This is a genomic window from Aestuariivivens sp. NBU2969, assembly GCF_019931125.1.
Taxonomy (GTDB): Bacteria; Bacteroidota; Bacteroidia; order Flavobacteriales; family Flavobacteriaceae; genus Aestuariivivens; species Aestuariivivens marinum.
In genome coordinates, this window is the sequence record NZ_JAIOUU010000001.1 from 272575 (window position 1) to 295724 (window position 23150).

The 23150-nt window shown below is 33.6% G+C and carries 18 protein-coding genes; 11 read left to right on the forward strand and 7 right to left on the reverse strand.

Annotation, left to right across the window (positions count from 1 at the left end):
• Positions 1–324 (reverse strand): YbaB/EbfC family nucleoid-associated protein, encoded by a 324-nt coding sequence (locus tag K7G79_RS01130; protein WP_223548345.1) that lies wholly within the window; start codon positions 322–324, stop codon positions 1–3.
• Positions 325–399: 75 nt separating this feature from the next.
• Here K7G79_RS01130 and K7G79_RS01135 point away from each other — a divergent pair, with 75 nt between their 5' ends.
• From K7G79_RS01135 to K7G79_RS01145, 3 genes are all read left to right on the forward strand, one after another.
• On the forward strand, positions 400–2538 hold the full coding sequence (locus tag K7G79_RS01135; RefSeq protein ID WP_370634176.1) for a S9 family peptidase: 2139 nt from the start codon (positions 400–402) through the stop codon (positions 2536–2538).
• 79 nt (positions 2539–2617) lie between these two features.
• Entirely contained in the window at positions 2618–3655 is a 1038-nt protein-coding gene (locus tag K7G79_RS01140; protein WP_223548347.1) for a PLP-dependent cysteine synthase family protein, read from the forward strand.
• Between the two features lie 215 nt (positions 3656–3870).
• The gene (locus K7G79_RS01145) at positions 3871–5130 is read left to right on the forward strand and encodes an aminotransferase class I/II-fold pyridoxal phosphate-dependent enzyme (RefSeq protein ID WP_223548349.1); all 1260 of its coding nucleotides are present in this window, start codon (positions 3871–3873) and stop codon (positions 5128–5130) included.
• 56 nt (positions 5131–5186) lie between these two features.
• Here K7G79_RS01145 and K7G79_RS01150 read toward each other — a convergent pair whose 3' ends face one another.
• Both K7G79_RS01150 and K7G79_RS01155 read right to left on the reverse strand, forming a co-directional pair.
• Positions 5187–6308: a GTP cyclohydrolase gene (locus K7G79_RS01150; RefSeq protein ID WP_223548350.1), complete on the reverse strand. Its 1122-nt coding sequence runs from the start codon at positions 6306–6308 to the stop codon at positions 5187–5189.
• Between the two features lies 1 nt (position 6309).
• Positions 6310–7305 carry a transporter gene (locus K7G79_RS01155; protein ID WP_223548352.1) on the reverse strand — a complete coding sequence of 332 codons (996 nt, stop codon included), beginning with the start codon at positions 7303–7305 and terminating at the stop codon, positions 6310–6312.
• Positions 7306–7451: 146 nt separating this feature from the next.
• On the opposite strand from K7G79_RS01155, the gene K7G79_RS01160 reads away from it, so the two are divergent.
• From K7G79_RS01160 to K7G79_RS01175, 4 genes are all read left to right on the forward strand, one after another.
• On the forward strand, positions 7452–7736 hold the full coding sequence (locus K7G79_RS01160; protein WP_223548353.1) for a DUF4834 family protein: 285 nt from the start codon (positions 7452–7454) through the stop codon (positions 7734–7736).
• 32 nt (positions 7737–7768) lie between these two features.
• Positions 7769–10198 carry a YfhO family protein gene (locus K7G79_RS01165; protein WP_223548355.1) on the forward strand — a complete coding sequence of 810 codons (2430 nt, stop codon included), beginning with the start codon at positions 7769–7771 and terminating at the stop codon, positions 10196–10198.
• 83 nt (positions 10199–10281) lie between these two features.
• Complete coding sequence (locus K7G79_RS01170) at positions 10282–11562, forward strand: glycosyl transferase family 1 (RefSeq protein WP_223548357.1); 1281 nt, start codon at positions 10282–10284, stop codon at positions 11560–11562.
• On the forward strand, positions 11562–13016 hold the full coding sequence (locus K7G79_RS01175; protein WP_223548359.1) for a lipopolysaccharide biosynthesis protein: 1455 nt from the start codon (positions 11562–11564) through the stop codon (positions 13014–13016). The genes K7G79_RS01170 and K7G79_RS01175 overlap by 1 nt, the downstream gene beginning before the upstream one ends.
• Positions 13017–13088: 72 nt before the next feature.
• Here K7G79_RS01175 and K7G79_RS01180 read toward each other — a convergent pair whose 3' ends face one another.
• On the reverse strand, positions 13089–14357 hold the full coding sequence (locus K7G79_RS01180) for a hypothetical protein (protein WP_223548361.1): 1269 nt from the start codon (positions 14355–14357) through the stop codon (positions 13089–13091).
• 297 nt (positions 14358–14654) lie between these two features.
• Between K7G79_RS01180 and K7G79_RS01185 the strand changes: the two genes are divergently transcribed.
• The gene (locus tag K7G79_RS01185; protein WP_223548363.1) at positions 14655–16058 is read left to right on the forward strand and encodes a Gfo/Idh/MocA family protein; all 1404 of its coding nucleotides are present in this window, start codon (positions 14655–14657) and stop codon (positions 16056–16058) included.
• Positions 16059–16136: 78 nt separating this feature from the next.
• Here the strand turns inward: K7G79_RS01185 and K7G79_RS01190 are convergent, their stop codons facing one another.
• The gene (locus K7G79_RS01190) at positions 16137–16823 is read right to left on the reverse strand and encodes a hypothetical protein (RefSeq protein WP_223548365.1); all 687 of its coding nucleotides are present in this window, start codon (positions 16821–16823) and stop codon (positions 16137–16139) included.
• 214 nt (positions 16824–17037) lie between these two features.
• On the opposite strand from K7G79_RS01190, the gene K7G79_RS01195 reads away from it, so the two are divergent.
• Entirely contained in the window at positions 17038–18087 is a 1050-nt protein-coding gene (locus K7G79_RS01195) for a DUF3667 domain-containing protein (protein WP_223548367.1), read from the forward strand.
• Between the two features lie 19 nt (positions 18088–18106).
• On the opposite strand, the gene uvrA is transcribed toward K7G79_RS01195, so the two are convergent.
• A complete protein-coding gene (gene uvrA, locus K7G79_RS01200; protein ID WP_223548369.1) occupies positions 18107–20893 on the reverse strand; it encodes an excinuclease ABC subunit UvrA in 2787 nt (928 codons plus the stop codon).
• A 238-nt stretch (positions 20894–21131) separates the two neighbouring features.
• On the opposite strand from uvrA, the gene K7G79_RS01205 reads away from it, so the two are divergent.
• Complete coding sequence (locus K7G79_RS01205; RefSeq protein WP_223548371.1) at positions 21132–21716, forward strand: RNA polymerase sigma factor; 585 nt, start codon at positions 21132–21134, stop codon at positions 21714–21716.
• Between the two features lie 228 nt (positions 21717–21944).
• On the opposite strand, the gene nth is transcribed toward K7G79_RS01205, so the two are convergent.
• Entirely contained in the window at positions 21945–22604 is a 660-nt protein-coding gene (gene nth, locus K7G79_RS01210) for an endonuclease III (protein ID WP_223548372.1), read from the reverse strand.
• Between the two features lie 33 nt (positions 22605–22637).
• Between nth and bcp the strand changes: the two genes are divergently transcribed.
• Positions 22638–23096, forward strand: coding sequence for a thioredoxin-dependent thiol peroxidase (gene bcp / locus K7G79_RS01215; RefSeq protein WP_223548374.1), 459 nt, complete (start codon positions 22638–22640; stop codon positions 23094–23096).
• The last annotated feature ends 54 nt before the right edge of the window (positions 23097–23150 follow it).

Consider the following 23150-nt stretch of genomic DNA (forward strand, 5'->3'; position numbering starts at 1 on the left):
CTATTTAAACATATCCATTCCTGGTATGTTGGGTAAGCCTTCTTTAGCAACAGCAGAAAGTTCGGCTTCATTTACGCCAGTTGCTTTTTCTATGGCTTTATTTAGGGTAAGAATTAAATAATCTTCAAGCTGTTCTTTATTATCTAAGAGTTCGTCATCAATTGTAATAGCTTTAATGGTTCTATTGGCCGTTAACGTTATTTTTAGTTTATTGTCATTACTTGACTCGTCAATTAAAACCGTATCCAATCTTTTTTTTGTGTCTTCAACTTTTTTTTGGGTTTCCTTAAGTTTCCCCATCATGTTCATCATATCTCCAAACATATTCCTTTTTTTAAGTGTTAAAAGGGCAAATTTATTACAATTTAAGGGGAAATTGATTGTAATTTACAAGGAAAATTGAAAAACAGCTTAATTATTATATCTCTAAGTTTTATTTTTGCCGTTTCTTGTAAAAAGGACAAATCTATAAGCCAACAAATGATTGAAGCCAAAACACCGACCGCCCCTAAGAAACCAAAACAATTAATGATTCATGATGATGTTAGGATAGATAATTATTATTGGTTAAATGATAGGGAAAATAATGATGTAATAGACTATTTGAACGCAGAGAATGATTATACCAAGTGTATGATGAAGCATACAGAAGCGTTTCAAAAGGTGCTCTTCGAAGAAATGAAGGGTAGGATTAAGGAGGACGATACCACTGTGCCTTATAAATTAAATGGCTATTGGTATTTAACACGCTATGAAAAAGGAAAGGACTACCCAATATATGTTAGAAAAAAGGGAACCTTAAAAGCTCCAGAGGAAATCCTGTTTGATTGTAATGCTATGGCCAAAGACCTTGCCTATTTCAACCTGGGAGGTATTTCCATAAGTCCGGATAACACCATGGCTGCTTTTTCTACTGATGTTGTTAGCAGAAGACAGTACGTCATTCAAATTAAAAATTTAATAACGGGGGAAATCTATCCCGATAAAATTACCAATACAACGGGAAGTGCTACATGGGCTAATGATAATAGAACCCTGTTTTATTCTCGTAAAGATGAAATAACACTTCGTTCGTTCAAAATTTATAAGCATATATTAAATACCATTGAAGATAAAGATCTTGTGGTTTACCATGAAGAAGATGAAACCTATAATACGTTTGTGTACAAGACTAAATCTAGAAAGTATATTGTTATAGGCTCATCAAGTACATTAACAACAGAATATAGATTTTTGAATGCCAACACCCCTCATGAGGAATTTAAAGTTTTTCAAAAACGAACCAAGGAACTGGATTATAGTATCTCACATTATGATGACAGCTTCTATATTATTGCCAATTGCGATGACGCTACCAATTTTAAGCTTTTAAAAACCAGTGAACTACATACTGAAATAGAGCATTGGCAAGAGGTTTTGCCACATAGAGAAGCTGTTTTGATTGAAGATATTGAAATTTTTAAAAACTATTTGGTAGTGAATGAACGTGAAAATGGGCTTAACCGTTTGCGTATTATAAGTTGGAAAGGTAAAGAAGATTACTATTTGCCATTTAATAGTGAAACTTATACAGCCTACATAGGTAACAATCCCGATTTTGATAGTGATATGTTGCGTTATGGGTTCAACTCTTTAACCTCTCCAAGTACAGTTATTGATTATAACCTAAAGACCAAGCAAAGCGATATTAAAAAAGAGCAACAAGTTTTAGGAGGGAAATTTAAAAAGGAAAATTACGAGTCCAAACGTGTTTGGGCAACAGCAAGAGATGGAGTAAAAATACCAATATCCCTGGTTTATAATAGAGGAACCAAACTAAACGGTCAGACACCATTATTGCAATATGCTTATGGCTCTTATGGTTCTACTATCGACCCTTCGTTTTCAAGTATTAGATTAAGCCTATTGGATCGAGGATTTATTTATGCCATAGCACATATTCGTGGTGGGGAATATTTAGGAAGGGAATGGTATGAAAACGGAAAATTATTAATCAAGAAAAATACTTTTAATGATTTTATTGATTGCTCCAAATATTTAATTGAGCAAAAGTACACTTCAGCAAAGCATTTATACGCCTATGGTGGTTCAGCTGGCGGTTTGCTTATAGGAGTAGTTATTAATATGAACCCAGAATTATACAATGGTGTTTTGGCGGCTGTTCCTTTTGTGGATGTGGTAACAACTATGTTAGATGATTCTATCCCGTTGACCACGGGTGAATATGACGAATGGGGCAATCCTAATGAAGAGGAATTTTATCATTATATGAAATCCTATTCCCCTTATGATAATGTTGAAGCCAAGGATTATCCGAATATGTTGGTTACAACTGGACTGCACGATTCGCAGGTGCAGTATTGGGAGCCTGCCAAATGGGTAGCAAAATTAAGGGAGCTTAAAACCGACAGCAATATATTGTTGTTGCATACTGATATGGACTCAGGCCATGGTGGGGCTTCAGGACGATTTGAAAGTTTAAAGGAGGTGGCATTGGAATATGCTTTTTTGCTGGATTTAGAAGGAATTCATAACTAATAAAAAAAAATATACTATTTTTGCAAGGTTTTAGGTTATATTTATTTCCTATAAATAAATTGGCTCTTAAAAAGCGTTTATGAAACATAACAACCAAGTTTTTGATAGCGTCTTAGATTTAGTAGGTCAAACACCTCTTGTAAGACTTAATAAATTTACGACGAACTTCAAAGGGAGTTACTTCGCTAAAGTTGAATCTTTCAACCCCGGGAACTCATCAAAAGACAGAATAGCACTTTATATTATTGAACAAGCTGAAAAGCAAGGTATTTTAAAACCTGGTGATACCATTATTGAGACCACTTCTGGAAACACTGGTTTTAGTATTGCTATGGTTAGTATTATCAAAGGTTACGAATGTGTTTTAGCTGTAAGTTCAAAATCTTCGGCCGATAAGATTGATATGCTAAAGACCATGGGAGCAAAAGTTTATGTGTGTCCTGCCCATGTTAGTGCCGATGACCCTAGATCTTATTATCAGGTAGCCCAACGTCTACATGAGGAGATAAAAGGTTCGGTATACATTAATCAGTATTTTAATGAATTAAATATTGATGCACATTATCAGAGCACAGGCCCTGAAATTTGGGAACAAACTCAAGGTGAAATTACACATTTGGTTGCCTGTAGTGGAACTGGAGGAACCATTTCTGGTACAGCAAGATATTTAAAAGAGCAAAATCCTAACATCAAAGTTTTTGGAGTTGATGCCTTTGGTTCGGTGATAAAAAAATACCATGAAACCAAAGAGTTTGATGAAAAAGAGATTTATCCCTACCGAATTGAAGGTTTAGGAAAGAATTTAATACCATCGGCTACGGATTTCGATATTATTAATGAATTTATTAAAGTTACCGATGAAGATAGCGCCCATACAGCTCGGGCAATTGCTAAAACAGAAGGTTTGTTTGTTGGATATACGTCGGGAGCTGTTATGCAGGCGGTTAAACAATTGAACGAGCAAGGAAAATTTAAAAAAGGAGACTGTGTTGTTGTGATTTTTCCAGATCATGGTTCACGTTACATGAGCAAAATATATAGTGACAAGTGGATGAATGAGCAAGGCTTTTTTGATAATGTCAATGAAGCTGCCGAAAACATTCAATACATAAAATAGTCAAAGTTTTTTAACCTTAAAAGAGGCAACTTTATTGTATTTGCAATAGGTTGCCTCTTTTTTTGTTCTGTTCGTAATTGTCTATTAAAAAATTATGCTCAAACCATTTAAATATTTAATTTTGCAGATTGAACTAAGGTTTTAAGTTTTATTATTTCATACTATAAAGTATGATTAGCTTTGCCTTAAATTAATAGCACTAATAGTTGGAATAAATGAAAGATTTATTTGATAAGATTTATAAGGATAAAGGACCATTAGGGAAATGGGCTTCACAGGCAGAAGGGTATTTTGTGTTTCCAAAATTGGAAGGTGAAATATCAAATCGCATGAAGTTTCAAGGAAAGGATGTCATAACATGGAGTATCAATGACTATCTAGGATTGGCCAATCACCCTGAAGTTAGAAAAGTAGATGCAGAGGCAGCAGCTCAATACGGTTCGGCTTATCCCATGGGAGCAAGAATGATGTCTGGTCATACCGATTTACACGAAAAACTTCAGGATGAATTAGCGGCCTTCGTTAAGAAAGAAGCATCTTATCTTTTAAATTTTGGATATCAAGGTATGGTATCTACCATTGACGCTTTAGTGTCTAAAGATGATATCATAGTATATGATGTTGATGCGCATGCCTGTATTATAGATGGAGTTCGACTGCACATGGGTAAACGGTTTACCTATAAGCACAACGATGTGGAAAGTTTAGAGAAAAACCTAGAACGCGCTACAAAAATGGCAGAACAGACTGGTGGTGGCATTTTGGTGATTTCTGAAGGTGTTTTTGGTATGCGTGGCGAGCAAGGCCGTTTAAAAGAAATTGCAGCCTTAAAAAATAAATACAAGTTTAGATTGTTTGTTGATGATGCACATGGATTTGGCACCCTAGGGGCCACAGGAGCTGGAGCAGGTGAGGAGCAAGGGGTTCAAGACGATATTGACGTTTATTTTGCCACTTTTGCTAAATCTATGGCAAGTACAGGTGCTTTTATTGCGGGTGATCAAGAAATCATTGACTACTTGAAATACAACTTACGATCTCAAATGTTTGCCAAATCTTTACAAATGCAATTGGTTGTTGGCGCATTAAAGCGTTTAGATATGCTTAGAAATATGCCAGAGTTAAAGCAAAACTTATGGGCTATTGTTAATGCTTTACAATCTGGGTTAAAGACTCGTGGTTTTGATATTGGTACCACACAAAGTTGTGTCACCCCTGTATACTTAAAAGGTAGTATACCGGAAGCTATGGCTCTAGTAAAAGACTTAAGAGAAAATTATGGAATATTCTGTTCCATAGTAGTTTACCCTGTTATACCTAAAGGATTAATTTTACTAAGAATGATTCCAACGGCTACCCATACCTTACAGGATGTTGAGGAAACCTTAGATGCTTTTGATGCTATACGGGAACGTTTAGATAATGGTACTTATAAGCGTTTGTCTGCAGCCGTTATGGCCTCGATGGGGGAATAATTAATTTATAAGTTTTTTAATATAAAAACCGATTCAATATTGAATCGGTTTTCTTTTTAAACAATATCTTTTCTAAATGTTTTTCGGCGCTTGTATATTTCGGGTCTGAAATGCTTCCATATTTGTTGTATTGCAATATTATCTTCAAGCTCTGGGGTTCTGTAACAGGTTTGAATACCTTTTTCTGTAAATACTTTATAATACTCATTAAAAATAACAGCATGTACACCTTTGTGTTGGTAATCCGGGCGAATACCAATCAAATAAAAAACAACATCTTTACTATACTTTTTTGCTTTTAGAATTTTAGTAAATCCAAAAGGAAATAATTTACCTTTTATCTTTTGTAAGGTTTTAGCAAAAGAAGGCATAACGATAGCAAAACCTATTAAGTTGTCTTCTTTGTCTGTAATAAACTTGATGTATTCTGGATTTACAAAACTTATAAATTTCTTCTTAAAATAAGCCTTTTGTATATCGTTAATGGCCACAAAGGACGATAAAGCAGCATAGGATTCATTAAATAGGTCGAACATCTTATCAGCATAAGGCATAACTTCATTAGTTTTTGTAAAGTTTAACGCCTTAAGTTGATAGCGTCTTTTTATAAGCTCATTAGCTTTGGAAAAGGTGTCCGGGTTTACATTTTTAAAATCAAATCTACTTTCTATATATCCTTTCTCGATCTTGTAATTAGCCGCTTCATAATGTTTGACATAATAGGGATGGTTATACCATGTAATCATGGAGCCTATGGAATCAAATCCTTCTGTAAGGACGCCTACTTTATCTAAATTTGAAAACCCAACCGGACCTTCTACATATTCGAGATTGTGAGCTTTTCCTATTTCTTCTACCTTGTTTAAAAGGGTTTGGGATACGTTTAGGTCGTTTATAAAATCAAACCAGCCAAAACGCATTTTTCTTTGATTTTGTCCTTTTACCTCAATCCAATTAATAATAGCCGCTATTCTTCCTACAATTTCACCATCCTTATAGGCTAGATACAAAACCGCCTCAGCATCATTAAAAACAGGATTTTCCATTTTGTCGAAAGTCTTTAATTCCTGACTTATAATTGGTGGTACCCAATATTTTGAGTCTTTGTAGAGTTTAAAAGGAAACTTTACAAATGTTTTTAAGTCTGCTTTAGTTTTTACTTCTTTCAGTGTAACCATATTAATTAAAATCAATCATGTTTCTTTTTTGCTTTCTTGTTTTTGAACTGGAGCCTTTTGTTTTATTACGTCTTGCTTGTCGTTTGCCTTCTTCTTTTGCAGATCCACCATTATCTATATCTATTTCTTTGTCTTTATGAAAATCAAAACGATATGAAGCACCAAAATTAACACCAAAAACAGCTGGGGTATCCTTGGTGTTGAACGTTAGGGCAGTATCCAATTGAAAGTTTTGGTTCCAAAGATAGGCTCCGCCAAACCGGAATAAATTATCAGCATAAAAATCACTTTTAATACCTTGGGTTTCACCAAATATAACCCATTGAGGATTAAACGAATGTGTTAAGGTAAGGATGTATTGAAAATCGGATTGATCTGTACCAATCCTATCCTTAATTAAATTCATAACAAACACCCATCCACCAGCAAAATTATTTTGTGTGGCTATCATAATTTTAGGACTAAACCCAGAGATGTCTGCAGCTGTGTAGGGATTGTTTTTAGTGTCATAATTAACTCCAGCATAAACCGATACGGCAGGTATTAAAGAGCTCCATTTAAAACGGTGATTAGCCTTCCAACTATAAAGATTTGGCTTATTGTCTGCATTTTTATAAGGATCATATACTAAATATTTAGCGCCAACTGAAACATATTTAAAGTTAGATCGGTCTTCCTCAAATGGAACACTGGAATAATAGGTTTTTGTGTCATTCTGATAGGTGCCTTCGACATTAAATTCCAATTCTTCCCACAGCAAACCATAGCGAGCAGCAAAATCAACCCCAAAGCCAGACACTTTATTTCCTAAAGCCGGAGTTCGTTCTTCGTTTGTTATATAAGGTCCAACTTCAAATTGTAAAACGTTCGTTCCAACAGAAAAAGCACTTCTCGAAACGCCTGGTCTATTAGAATTTATTACTTCAGTATATTGGGCAAAAGCTAATGTGCTTAAGGTTAAACATATTAGAGTTATGGTAGATCGGACAGACTTCATAGCTTATTAATTAGATTAAAACCAGTGGTAAATAGGTTGATTTTTTTATGTAAAAGGTTCTCAAATATAGATATTTTATAGTTTTTTTATCATTTATAAACGCTTTTTAAGTCCTTAGAATTGTATTTTTGCTAAAAATCAAGTTTATGCTTCAACTCGCTTCTGCAACTGGATTGGTTAGAATGATACTTATTATTCTATTAATCTATTTCGGAATAAAAATAATATCACGTTTACTTACTCCTTTTTTAATAAAGTATGTTTCTAAAAAAGCTGAACAACGATTTGGTAAGCAATTTGGACAATTTCAAAGACGCGCTCCCCAAGAAAAACCTAAAAAGGAAGGTGATGTGACTATTGATAAAATGCCCAATATGAAAACATCCAATAAAGATGTTGGCGACTATGTGGATTACGAAGAAATTGATTAATTTTCAAACCTCATAGTTTTTAAAACCTGTTTATGCCATTTTCTTTTAAAAAAATTGTGCCGCACCTATTAGTGATAATAGGTTTCGTTGTTATTTCTCTAGCTTATTTTAGTCCAGTTTTAAAAGGAAAAGCCATTTTTCAAAGCGACATCATGCAATATATTGGGATGTCTAAACAGCAAAATGACTTTAGGGAAGCAACAGGCGAAGAAACCTATTGGACGAATAGTGCTTTTGGAGGTATGCCCACCTATCAACTCGGAGCAAAATATCCACATAATTACATTAAAAAACTGGATCTGGCACTCCGTTTTTTACCGCGCCCAGCCGATTATCTATTTCTTTATCTCTTAGGTTTCTATGTACTTATGTTGGTGCTTAAAGTCAATTATAAGTTCGCCATACTTGGGGCATTGGCCTTTGGTTTTTCAACCTATTTAATCATTATTCTGGGTGTAGGTCATAACAGTAAGGCCCATGCCATAGCCTATATGCCGTTGGTATTAAGTGGTATTATATTAACCTTTCAAAGAAAATACATTTTAGGTTTTTTGCTAACAGCAGTAGCCATGGGATTGGAATTGGTGGCCAACCACTTTCAAATGACCTATTATTTGTTGCTGTTGGTTATCGTTTTGGGAATTGCCTATTTGGTGGACGCCTACAAAAAACAAGTATTGCCTCATTATTTTAAATCGATTGGGGTGTTGATTTTGGCTGTTTTGCTTTCAATTGCCTTAAATGCTACGGGGATTTTGGCAACCCAAGAGTATGTAAAAGAAAGCACAAGAGGTAAAAGTGAATTAACCATAAACCCAGATGGTTCGCCAAAACAGGGGTCTAGTGGATTAGACAAAGAATATATTACCCAATTTAGTTATGGAATTTTTGAGTCGTTAAATCTATTTGTTCCTAGGCTTACAGGTGGAGGAAATGGCGAAAATTTGGGCAAGGAATCCAATACCTACGATGCTTATCGAAAGTTGGGGGCGTCACCAAGTCAGGCTTTGGAGGCATCGAAACACGCACCTTTGTATTGGGGAGATCAACCCATTGTAGAAGCGCCCGCTTATGTAGGAGCAGTTATAGTCTTTATATTTGTGTTAGGGTTGTTTTTGGTTAAAGGGCGCTTGAAATGGTGGCTAGTAGGGGGTACAATACTTTCGCTTTTGCTTTCTTACGGAAAAAACCTAGGTTTTTTAACCGATTTCTTTATTGATTATGTGCCGCTGTACAATAAATTTAGAGCGGTTAGCTCTATTCAGGTTATTTTGGAATTATGCGTTCCTGTGTTAGGGATTTTTGCCTTGATTAAGTTGTTAAGTGGATGTGAAAATAAAGATGAAAAATGGAAAGCGTTAAAGTACGCTACTGTTATTACCGTTGGTGTAGCTGTTTTATTATTGTTATTTAAATCGTCATTTAGTTTTACTAGTGTCAATGATGGGTTTTATCGTCAAAATTATGGACAAGGCTTTATTGATGCGATTAAAGCTGATAGAAAAGCTGTTTTCACTACAGATATTTTGCGTTCGCTTATTTTGGTTTTAATTTCTGCAGGACTTATTTACGGCTTTTTGAAAAATAAAGTAAAGGAAAAATGGGTATTTATTGGTTTTGGCGCTCTTATTTTATTTGACTTGGTTGGCGTAGACAGGCGTTATGTGAATAATGATGATTTTGTGTCGTCTTATCAAGTGAACAACCCATACCAAATGAATGAAGCTGATAAAGATATTGTTAGGGACACGACGCATTTTAGAGTTTTTGATGTGACTTCCTCTGGGGCTAGAGCTTCCTATTTCCATAATTCATTAAATGGTTATCATGCGGCTAAACTAAGACGTTATGAAGATGTTTTTGATTTCTATGTAACCCAAAACAACATGAATGTTTTAAACATGTTAAATACCAAATACATCATTGCACAAGATGAAAAAGGAGCTGTGGTAAGTTATTTAAATGATGAGGCCAATGGTAATGCATGGTTTGTTGAGTCTTTAGAGCGATTGGATTCAGCAAATGATGAAATTTTAGCTTTGGATAGTTTGGATACAAAGAATAATGCAGTTTATACTTACATCAAGAAGCCTAAATATTTATTAAAGGAAAGTAGGGGCTTTAAATCGTTTGAAAAGGAATCGACTGCTTCCATTGATTTAATTAAACATAAGCCAAACTATCTAAAATACCAATCCAATAATAACCATGACGGTTTTGCTGTGTTTTCTGAAGTGTATTATGGTAATGGGTGGAAAACCTTTATCGATGGCGAACCAAGCCATCATATTCGTGTGAACTATACGTTGCGTGGTATGGAAATTCCTGCAGGAACCCATACCATTGAGATTAAGTTCGATCCTGAAGTAGTGAAAACGGGTGCTAAAATCACTTTGGGAAGTTCTATAGTGTTTGGATTATTGCTTTTAGGCGGATTGTTTTATCTATTTAGAAAACATTAGGCCTCATTCCTGCTCAAGTAGGAAAAACATTATTCAAATATAAAATATTTAAGTGAAATTCTGTCTTTGCAAGAATAACTGGAATGAGCAAAAAAAAAGTATTAATTATCACTTATTATTGGCCACCGGCTGGAGGGCCAGGGGTGCAGCGTTGGTTAAAGTTTGTAAAATATCTGCCAGATTTTAATATTGAACCTATTGTTTATATTCCCGAAAACCCTAGTTATCCTTTAATTGATGAAAGCTTAAGTGCAGAAGTTTCAAAAGATTTGACCATATTAAAACAGCCCATTAAGGAGCCTTATAAATTAGCTAATGTTTTTTCTAGAAAAACTTCAAAAATGGTTAGTAGGGGTATTATTTCTGAAAAGAAAAAACAAAGCCTCATAGAACGTTTGATGCTCTATATTCGTGGTAACTATTTTGTTCCAGATGCTAGGGTAGGTTGGGTTAAACCATCAGTGAAGTTTCTTTTAAATTTCATAAAAGAAAACAACATTGAAACGGTTATTACCACAGGGCCACCGCACAGCATGCATCTTATTGGTCTTCAGCTTAAAAAAAAGTTAGAACTGAAGTGGTTGGCTGATTTTAGGGATCCGTGGACCTCTATAGGTTACCATAAGCAGTTAAAGCTTACTAAAACATCTCTGGAAAAGCACAAACAATTTGAAAATGAAGTTCTAAATACAGCCGATCAAATTATAGTTACCAGCAATACAACTAAGACTGAATTTAAAAACTTAACCAAGAAACCAGTTGAAGTTATTACCAATGGCTATGATTATGAACCTATAACTGATTTTACTTTGGATACTAAGTTTACCTTATCGCATATAGGTTCTCTATTGTCGAGGCGAAATCCAAAAGTGCTTTGGCAAGTGCTAAATGACTTAATTAAGGAAAATGAATCGTTTGCTAAGGATTTTCAGCTGAATTTGGTTGGTGCTGTAAGTGATGAAGTGTTGGTATCGATAAAAAGGCATGGGTTAAGTGAATATGTAAATAAGGTAGGTTATGTTGCACATAAAGAATCAGTTAAGATTCAAAAACAATCACAAATATTGTTATTGGTAGAAATAGATTCCCAAGAAACAAAATGTATTATACCAGGAAAATTATTTGAATACATAGTTTCAAATAGACCCATAATAGCCTTGGGGCCAAAAGATTCGGATGTTAAACAAATCATTAAGGAAACGAATACGGGCTATTATTTTTTATATTCGGATTATGAAGCTCTTAAAAAAATTATTTTTAGTCACTATGAAGCCTATAAAAAAGGGAATCTACAAGCATATGCCATAGGTTTGAAAAAATACAGTAGAAAATCATTAACCGAATCGTTATTTAAAATAATATAATGGGTATAGTTGTGTCACAATCTATTAAAAACACATTAGCCACCTATGTGGGCTTTATAATAGGAGGGGTTAACATTTTGTTTTTATATACCAACTTTTTAAGTGATGCCTATTTTGGACTTATTCAATATATTTTTTCAACAGCAGCCGTTATGATGCCACTGATGGCCTTTGGAGTGCATAACACCTTGGTTAAGTTTTATTCATTATTTAAAACACGTCAGTCACAGAATAGTTTTTTAACATTAATGTTGATTATGCCGATGCTCATGGCTATACCCATTGGATTAATAGGGTATTTATGCTTTGATGCTATTAGTTCCTGGTTAACTTCCGAAAATGAGATCATTAAGGATTATATATGGATAATTTATATTTCGGCGGTCTTTTTTGCCTATTTTGAAGTGTTTTATGCTTGGAGTAAAGTACAAATGCGAAGTGTGTTTGGTAATTTTATGAAGGAGGTTTTCCATAGAATTTGTTCAACTATTTTATTATTTGCTTTATATTATGATTTACTTACTCCTGCAGAATTGATTTATGCCTTGGTTTTGGTATATTTAATACGAGTGGTGATTATGGCGCTGTATGCTTTTAGTTTAAAGTTACCAATAATAAATCTTAGTAAATTGCCTAACACTTCTTCAATTTTAAAATATTCTGCTCTAATCATAATTGCAGGTTCAATAGCTAATGTCATTTTAGAAATTGATAAATTTATGATAGGACATTATGTAAAAATTGAAAATGTAGCCTATTATGCAGTAGCTATATACATAGCAAGTGTTATTGGAGTTCCCTCTCGAGCCATGCACCAAATCACAAGTCCTTTAACAGCTAAATTACTTAATGAAAAAAACAAGGAGGAATTGAAACTGTTGTATCAAAAAAGTTCCCTTACGCTTTTTGTGGTTAGCGGTTTAATATTCTTATTAATTATATTGAATATTAGTGAGCTCTATGAGTTAATACCTGAAAAGTATAGTGGAGGCATTGTCGTTGTGTTTCTAATAGGATTGGCAAAACTTTTTGATAATGTACTGGGAAATAACAATGCTATATTGTTCAATAGTGACCATTACAGAATGGTTTTAGTGTTGGGTTTTGGATTGGTTATTATTACCATAATCTTAAACGCCATATTTATACCCAAATACGGAACTATTGGTGCTGCTTACGCCACATTTATTTCCATATTACTTTATAATAGCTGTAAAATAATTTTTGTAAAGTACTGGTTTAACATTTTACCATTTACTACCAATACGCTTAAAGTTAGTATTCTTATAATCCTCTTGTTTTGTTTGTTTTATTTTTGGGATTTTCCACTGCATCCAATTATTAACATTTTTTTAAAGTCTACTATTATATGTGTCCTTTATCTTTTTTGGGTATATTATTTTAAACTTTCAGATGATGTAACTTCAATTATTAAAAGGTTTGTAAAGTTTTAAAAAGAGAAAACCCCACGATGTTGCTTTGAGGCAAACTTATCGCAGGGCTTTCCAACTAACCAACCAAAACGGTTAAGATCTTCTTCTGGTAGATCTTGTATCTTTGTTTTTAGAGCTTGAACTTCTAATATTTTGAGTCGCTCTAGAAGCATTAATTCTATCTGTTCTAGAGGCTGTTTGTCTTACAGTTCTAGATTTACTTTGTGGCGTACTATTCGCAACTTGAGGCCGTTTTGTTGACCTATTACTAGTATATGTACGAGAATTATAGCTCTGTGGTTTTCGGGCAACCGAATTTTTTCTTGCTCTACTTTCTACGTTAGTTCTAGACCTGTTATTTACACTAGTTCTTGTTGTTCTTGTAACGTTATTTTCGTTTCGTTTAGTATGTGTGGTTTGCCCATTATTTCGTTGAACATCACGCCTTGTCGATTGTGTACTGCTTCTATTTAAAAGTGAGGTAACACGACTATCATTATAATTCCTGTTATTGGAAGTTATATCACGATCATTATTTCTTCGGGCTTTGGTATCCGTATAGTTTCTTCTGGAAGCTATATCTTTGTTATTGCCTCTACGTACTTTACTGTTACTGTAATCTCTTCTGTTGGTTGTACTTCTATTTACTGAAGTAATGTTTCTAGAGCTTCTATTAGCAGTGGCAAAGTTTCTGTTTCTTGTAATTATACTTCCTCTTCTGGTGGCAACAGATGTTCTTGGCCTATAATTGTTGTAAAAAGGACTGCTGTAAACATATCGAACAGGCGTATAATATTGTCTGTATGGTCTATTGTATACTACGCAATAGTCGAAGGCTGGAATGCTATAGTATCGATGCCATGGTCTATACACATAATGTCTATTGTAAATATTTATAAATCCCGTACAGTGACTAAAAACATGGCGACGGTTATAGTGTACGTACAGACCACCTAAACGGGAAACATATCCATAATTGTTATAGTAAATATTCACATTGCCAGCTTGACTTATACGGCCATAAAAATCATAATAAATAGGTACATTTTCTATTTGAATTACGGCACCAAATTCATCGTACTGTACAAAAGCATTATAATCGTAACCAGAATTAAAGCTTATGCTAACATTAGGGGTACCTATAGACACACCTAAGTGTGAATTGTTTCTTAAAATATTAAAATCAAATTGCCCATCAGGAAAAACAGAGAATTCGATACCACCTTCAATAAATATGAAAGAATTACCATAACCTCTATAGATTGTTTTTAAAATATTGTCGTTTATGTCATTTGTATTTATAGCATTAACAGTAAAACCTGTTAATAATAAACCCGCTAAAAGAAATGCTAATTTTTTCATAATCTAAGCTTTAATTTGTGAATACAGTTTTCCAAATACAAACAACGTGCCAAAAGCAAATATTTCTTTTTAACAAATGATTATCAGTTGTTTAGTAATTTATAATAACACATAAAAAAATAACCTATTAGCTTTCAAAAGAAAATAAGCATTTAACTTATGTGTATTTATCAAAAATGTATTATAGGTTATACTTAAAAAGTAATAAATTTAAAGTTTGGAAATAAGACTATAATTTATTTTTTTTGCCTATTCTGAATGTGTATAAATTTTCAGGTAACTATAAAATATTAGCGTATGAAAAAATTTGATCGCAGGGACTTTATAAAGAAAACCACACTTTCTGGTGTAGCGGTTTCGCTTAGTAGTGGTTTATTATCTTCCCAAACTAAAACCATTCCTTTTTTTGAAAATAACGATAAATATATGGGAGATTTTAAAGCCCCTAAACTAGATAAAGTACGCATCGCTATGATTGGAGTGGGAGCCCGTGGTAGTGGTCACGCTACGCAACTGGCTACTATTGAAGGCACTGAAATAGTCGCTATAAGTGATTTGTACGAGGATTTAGCCAAAAGATCTGCCGATAGATGCTCTAAAATAGGAAAAGGTTCTAGGCATATGAATATAGCTGTATACCATGGTGGTGAAAATAAATGGAAACAGATGCTTCAAGAAGTAAGACCAGATGCAGTCTTTATTTCTACCAATTGGAAAAACCATGCCCCTATGGCAATTGAGGCTATGAAGCAAGGTGCTCATGCTTTTGTTGAAGTACCTTTAGCGCTTACTCTAGATGAAATGTGGGATATTGTCTTTACATCAGAACAAACACAGAAGCATTGTATGATGATGGAGAATGTGAATTATGGAAGAGAAGAGCTTTTATATTTAAACATGTGTCGTCAAGGCGTGATAGGTGAATTATTACATGCTGAAGCAGCATATATTCACGAATTGCGTTTTCAAATGGAAGAGCAAAAAAGAGGCACGGGTTCATGGAGGACATATCATTATGCAAAGAGAAACGGAAATCTGTATCCAACACATGGTTTAGGTCCTGTTGCCCAATATATGAATTTAGCTAGGGGAGAAGATAACTTTAATAGTATAGTGTCTTTTTCTACCCCAGCTTTAGGAAGGAAAGCTTATGCTGAAAAAAATTATCCAGCTGATCATAAATGGAACCAGTTAGATTACAAAGGCGGAGATTTAAATACGTCTATTGTAAAGACCAATTTGGGAAGAACCATTATGGTACAATGGGACGAAACTAGTCCAAGACCATATTCACGTCACAACTTAATTCAAGGAACAAAAGGTACATTGGCTGGTTTTCCTACCAGAATTGCTTTGGAAGGTGGTGTGGAAGGGGCAACAAAAGATCATCATAGATGGGCAGAAGGAGAACAATTGGCAAAAATTTATGAAAAGTACGAACATCCATTATATGTGCGTTTAGGTGAATTGTCAAGAAAAATGGGTGGTCACGGAGGAATGGATTTTATGATGCTTTATAGAATTGTAGAATGTTTAAGAAATGGTGAACCATTAGACCAAAATGTTTATGAAGGTTGTTTGTGGAGTGCTGTTTCGCCTTTAAGTGAGCAATCTGTTTTACAAGGAGGAGCGCCACAGACATTTCCAGATTTTACTAGAGGCCAATGGAGAAACACACAATCTTTAAAAATTGTTGAATAAAAGACGTATTGGTATTTTTTAATAGTTAAGCGCCCAAGGACTAATCCTTGGGCGCTTATTATTTCCAAATCAAACACATTAACGCTTCATTTTTTTTTGCTTTTTCACTTTACCATTACGTTTGTAGTAGTAATAACTATCATCATGGGTTTTATCGTACCAATCATTATGATCATGTTTGTGGACATTATAACCGTGAGACATTGTACAAGATGTTACACCACAAATGTTGCAATAATCATCATTATAGCGGTTAACATAACCTCTTACATTAACAATTTCACCCCAATGGTTATAATTAACGCGTAATCCACCAACTTGTGTAACCGTTGCATTTCGTCCTCTACCATATTTAATAAAAACAGATCCTACTCGGGTTACTTTGCCCCATCTATCATAATTAATAAAGACGTTGCCTATACGTCTTACATTTCCATACCTATCTCTAGAAATGTATATACCATTATTTCTGTTTTTGTTATAAGAGTAGCCAATACTAATATTTGGGCCTCTATAACTAACGTTAACATGACTACGATTAATGTTAGATTTGTAATAGATATCATCATTGTAATGATTATAAACATTGGTATCGAAATCAAAACTACCATCTGGAAAAATTAAGAATTCAATACCACGCTCCATAAAAATAATGGGCTCGGTAAATCGATTAAACTTTCCAACATCATCATTGTGAGTGCTTAAAGCTGATACGGTTGTTACCCCAATTAACAACACTGTAAAAAATAGTAATGTTCTTTTCATAATACATAAATTTTATTTTCTACCTACTCTGCTAGCTTTTCGGTTTCCGCTATGTTCAACAATTTTCAAGATACATGCCAAAAAAATTATTGAAATACTGTATTAACTAAACATTAACATAGTTAACTTAAATAAACATTTGTATATCAAATAGTTATAAAATTTCGGTTTGGCTTAAATATTTCCTATTTTTATATTGAGTATAATTTTGAAAATGAAAAAAACAAAGGAGACTTGTAAAAACTGTGATAAGTCATTTGATGACAGTTATAATTTTTGCCCGAATTGTGGGCAACAAGCTAAAGAAGATTTAACAGTTAGCGTGCTGTTCTATAACACTATAAGTAATTACTTTTCATTCGATGCCCGATTTTTTAAAAGTTTTTTACCGTTGGTATTTAAGCCAGGTTTAATTGCCAAACGTTTTGTTGAAGGCAAACGACTAAAATATTTGCATCCAGCTCAGTTTTATTTGTTTATTTCGGTAGTGTTCTTTTTTATTTTTTCGTTTAAGGTTAGACAATATAATAGCAATGTGGACAAAGTTCTTAACGAAGGATTTGAAGTTTTGCAAGGTGAGAATATAGATAAATCTATTAATTTAGATTCTTTACAGGCAGCAATAATTCCAGATTCAATATTGAAATCGAATAATGTTCAGGGTTTTAAAAAAATATCAAATAATAAGGCAATAAAGACTGAAGAGTCTAAAGTGGTTTTAGATTTAGGATATAACCCCAAGAAATTGGATTCACTAATTGCAACCGGGGCTTCAGTACAAGAGCAGCTTGAGTTTTTAGGAATGGATAATAAATCAGGATTTTTAAAACGTCTCTATGTAAAACAAGTCTTAAAGTTTTATAAGCAACGTGGGGGAGGAATTGTTCAGGCATTCTTTGATAGTATCCCCATAGCACTTTTCTTCATGTTGCCCTTATTCGCGTTAATACTTAAGTTATTTTATTGGCGACAAGGTGATTTTGCATATCATTTAGTATTTAGTTTTTATTTTTTTTCCTTTCTATTTATAGTTTTAGGATTTTTAATAGTTGTAAATGAGTGGGTTTTAGATTTACCTGATATAATTGATTGGCTCATCATGTTGTCTACATTCTTATACCTGTGGTTGAGTTTAAAACATTTTTATAATAGAGGGTATTTTGTTTCACTGCTAAAGGCAGGTGTGGTGACGCTCATATATATGTCTTTAATTGTACCTGCAGCTTTGATTGTGATTTCCATCACCTCGTTTTTGTTTTATTAAAGAAAGCAGGGACAAGACATTATTTGAGCTTATCCCTTAAATATTTTCCTGTTTCTGAAGCTTTAATTTTTACAATATCTTCTGGGGTGCCATGGGCGACAATGTTTCCACCTTGTTCGCCTCCTTTTGGACCTAAATCAATAACATAATCGGCACATTTTATTAATTCCAAATTATGTTCTATAACAATGATGGAATGACCTTTACTGATAAGTGCATTAAAGGATTTTAATAATTTTTTTATGTCATGAAAGTGTAACCCTGTTGTAGGTTCATCAAAAATAAAAAGTACCTTATCGGTATTATTTCCCTTACCTAAAAAGGAAGCTAGTTTAATACGCTGTGCTTCACCTCCAGAGAGGGTAGATGAGCTTTGTCCCAAAGTTACATAACCCAAACCAACATTTTGAAGCGGTTGTAGCTTATTCTTTATTTTTATTTGTTTATTATCTTCAAAAAAAACAATGGCATCATCAATGGTAAAATTTAAAATATCATCGATATTTTCATTTGCAAAAGTGACTTCCAAAACTTCTTTTTTAAAACGCTTGCCCTTGCAGGTTTCACATTCCAAATGCACGTCTGCCATAAATTGCATTTCAATGGTAACTTCACCTTCGCCTTTACAGGTTTCACAGCGTCCGCCATCCACATTAAAAGAAAAATGTTTAGCTTGGTAATTTCTAATTTTGCTTAGTTTTTGGCTTGCAAAAAGTGCTCTTATGTCGTCGTAAGCTTTTATATAGGTAACAGGATTAGATCGTGATGATCTTCCAATGGGGTTTTGGTCCACAAACTCGATGTGTTTAATGTTACTAAAATTACCTTCTAAGGCTGAAAATTGTCCAGGTCTGTCACTAAAATCCGTTATTTTCTTTTGCAAAGCAGGATATAAAATCTTTTTTACAAGTGTACTTTTACCACTACCAGAAACGCCTGTTACTACAGTTAACATCTCTAGAGGGAATCGCGCATTTATATTTTTTAGGTTATTTTCTCGAGCCCCTATAATATCCACATAGTATTTTGAAGAACGTCTGGTTTTTGGAACTTCAATTTTTAAGTTTTTGTTTAAATAGTTTGCCGTTAATGAATTTGATTTCATAATAGTTTTATAATCACCATTAGCCACAACTTTACCACCAAAAGTACCAGCTTCTGGACCAATGTCTATAATGTTATCGGCTGCCTTCATGATGTCTTCATCGTGTTCTACAACAATGACGGTGTTTCCTAGATCGCGCAATGATTTCAATACTGAAATTAATCGTTCAGTATCCTTTGGATGTAATCCTATACTAGGTTCGTCAAGGATATACATAGACCCCACCAAACTACTCCCTAGAGATGTTGCCAAATTGATACGCTGACTTTCACCACCTGAAAGCGTATTTGACTTTCGATTAAGCGTTAAATAATCTAAGCCCACATTACTTAAAAAGCTAAGTCTGTTATTAATTTCCGTTAACAAACGGTTGGCAATTGTTGTGTCATAATCATTGAGCTCTAATTGATTGAAGAAACTAGTAAGTCTATTTAATGGCATTTCTACCAAATCGGTTATCGTTGCCCTACCAACTTTTACGTAATTGGCTTCAACTCGTAAACGCTTACCGTTACAAATTTTACACTTGGTTTTACCTCTGTAACGAGAAAGCATAACTCTGTTTTGTATCTTGTATGCTTTAGCTTCCAGCTCAGTAAAGAAGGAGTTTAGACCTTCAAAATGTTCATTTCCGGTCCAAATAAGTTGTTTCTGTTCTGAAGTAAGTTCAAAATATGGTCTATGAATAGGAAAATCGAATTTATGTGAATTATTTACCAGTTGATCCTTATACCAGCTCATGCTTTCACCACGCCATGGAAAAATAGCCTCTTCAAATATTGACAATCCTGTATTGGGAATCACCAACTCTTCATCTATACCAATAATATCTCCATATCCCTCACATTTTGGGCAAGCACCGTAGGGGTTATTAAAGCTAAATAAATGAATGTTGGGTTCAAGAAAATTAATGCCGTCCAGTTCAAATCTATTACTAAAATGTTGCTGTTTACTATCTTTTAACGTTTCTACAAAACATTCACCTTTACCTTCAAAAAAAGCAGTTTGAATGGCATCAGCCAATCTATTGTAAAAGTCTTCATCGTCTCTAATTATTATTCTATCTACAACCAACAAAATACAATCATTTTCCCCAATAACATTGACTTCATCAATCCTAACAACAGTATCTTTTACTTTAACTCTAGCATAACCCTGTTGCAATAATGTGTTAAGCTTATCTGAAATGACTCTTCCTTCTTCTAGGTGAATAGGAGCCAAGAGCAGCATTTTTTCACCTTCATTAAAGTTTTTAATGTAATTTAAAACATCAGTAACTGTATCTTTTTTTACTTCTTGTCCAGAAATAGGGGAGTAGGTCTTACCTATTCTGGCAAACAAAAGTTTTAAATAATCATAAATTTCAGTAGTAGTACCAACTGTTGATCGTGGATTAGTTGAATTAACCTTTTGCTCTATAGCAATCGCTGGAGCTATACCCTTTATAAAATCGACCTTTGGCTTATTCAATCGTCCCAAAAACTGACGTGCATAACTCGATAGGCTTTCTACATAACGTCTTTGTCCTTCAGCATAAAGCGTATCGAACGCCAAACTTGATTTCCCAGAGCCAGAAAGCCCTGTAATGACTACTAACCTGTTTCTAGGGATAACAACATCAATGTTTTTTAGGTTATGCAATTTTGCTCCCTTTATGACGATGTATTGTTTTGGATCTACAGCAGAAATATCATTATTCATGGATTATTCGAGAAAAATAATCTTACAAAGATACTATAAGTATTTCATCTATTAAAATCATGTTTTAAAGCAAAAAAAGATAAAAAAATGTAATATTTTTTGTTTTTTAGATTCGAATATTACTATATTTGAGTTGTCTATTAATCAATTTTTAAAGCACTTGCCTATTATATACTATTACTTTTAAAGAATTAACCCCAAGTAGAGAAGTCTTCTTCTGTGCAAAAAAGTAATAGTTATGCAACACGATTTTATTTCAGATGCCATACTAGTTAACAATTATGTTAATGGTAATGAATTTGCTCTTGAAACACTTATAACAAGACATAAGCAAAAAGTCTATAGTTTTATATATTCAAAAGTTTATGACAGGGACGTCGCTGAAGATATATTTCAGGACACTTTTATTAAGGTTATACGTACCTTGAAAAGAAAAGCTTATAGTGAAGAAGGTAAGTTTTTGCCATGGGTTATGCGTATAGCACATAATTTGGTTATCGATTATTTTAGAAAAAACAATAGAATGCCCAAATTTGATAACAGTACTGATTTTAGTATTTTTTCTGTATTAAGTGACAATGATTTAAATGCTGAAAAGCGTATTATAAAGGAACAGGTTGAAATTGATGTTAGACGATTGGTGGATGAGTTGCCGGAAGACCAAAAAGAAGTGCTTTTGATGCGTATTTACAAGGATATGAGTTTTAAGGAAATATCTGAAGTAACAGGTGTAAGTATTAATACAGCCTTGGGAAGAATGAGATATGCACTAATTAATTTACGTAAGGTAATAGATAAACATAATATTGTTTTAACAAATTGATACAATAAAGTATGAAATGCCTCGTTATTAGTTTAAGTAATCCTTAAATTATTATTAATGGCAAAAATTTACTTTAAAGAATCTATTGAACATACTAATGACCTTAAACCGAAAGAAGAAACGGTTCATTTTCTTCTAAATTATTCGAAAGCTTTAAGTGTTATAAATTGTAAAGAGTTAAAAATTGAAGCTTTTCTCAATTAAACTTTAAAAAAGTCCTGATGAAAATCAGGACTTTTTTGATTTATAATAAGCATTAATAACAGATTTTCTGCCAATTGTTTTAGTAATAATATCCTTGTCTAAATTCCAACCTCTTGCAGGAGAATATTCTCTACCATACCAAATAATTTGTAAATGTAAATCGTTCCATAGTTCTTTAGGGAATAAGCGCTTTGCATCTTTCTCTGTTTGAACGACACTTTTGCCGTTACTAAGGTTCCAACGATACATTAAGCGATGAATATGAGTGTCTACCGGAAAGGCAGGTATGCCAAACGCCTGGGACATGACTACACTTGCCGTTTTGTGACCAACAGCGGGCAGGGATTCTAGGTCTTCAAAATTCTGGGGAACCCTTCCATGATGTTTATCTATCAATATTTGCGATAAACCATGGATGCCTTTACTTTTCATAGGCGATAATCCAACCGGCTTTATAATTTTCTGTATGTCATTAACCGTTAATTTAATCATGTCGTAAGGATTATCTGCTTTTTCAAATAGCAATGGTGTAATTTGATTAACGCGTAAATCTGTGCTTTGAGCAGATAGGAGTACTGCAATTAATAAGGTATAAGGATCTTTGTGGTCTAAAGGAGTAGGAATAGTTGGATAAAGCTCCCTTAAAGTTTTAATTATAAAGTTTACACTTTCTTTTTTGGTCATTCAGTTGTATTTTAGCAAACAAAGTTAATAAATATGAATACATTAAAAGAAGGGGATAAAGCTCCTAGTTTTGAAGCTAAAGATGAACAAGGGAATATTATAAAATTATCGGATTACAAAGGGAAAAAGTTGGTGATTTTCTTTTATCCGAAAGCGAATACACCTGGATGTACTTTAGAAGCCTGTAATTTACGTGATAATTATGCGGAATTAAAGGCACAGGGTTACGATATTTTAGGCGTTAGTGCAGATACAGAAAAGAAACAGGCTAATTTTAAGCAAAAGTTTGATTTTCCCTATCCGTTACTGGCAGATGAGGATAAAGTAGTAATTAATGCATTTGGCGTTTGGGGGCCTAAAAAGTTTATGGGCAGGGAATTTGACGGAATCCACCGTATAACCTTTTTAATAAACGAAGAAGGCGCAATAGAACGTGTTATTGATAAGGTGAAAACTAAAGATCACGCAAGGCAGATACTTAATAGATTGTAAATAGTTGTAGAAGTAATTATTTTAGTTGTTTTAAAATAAAAAGTATAATAATAA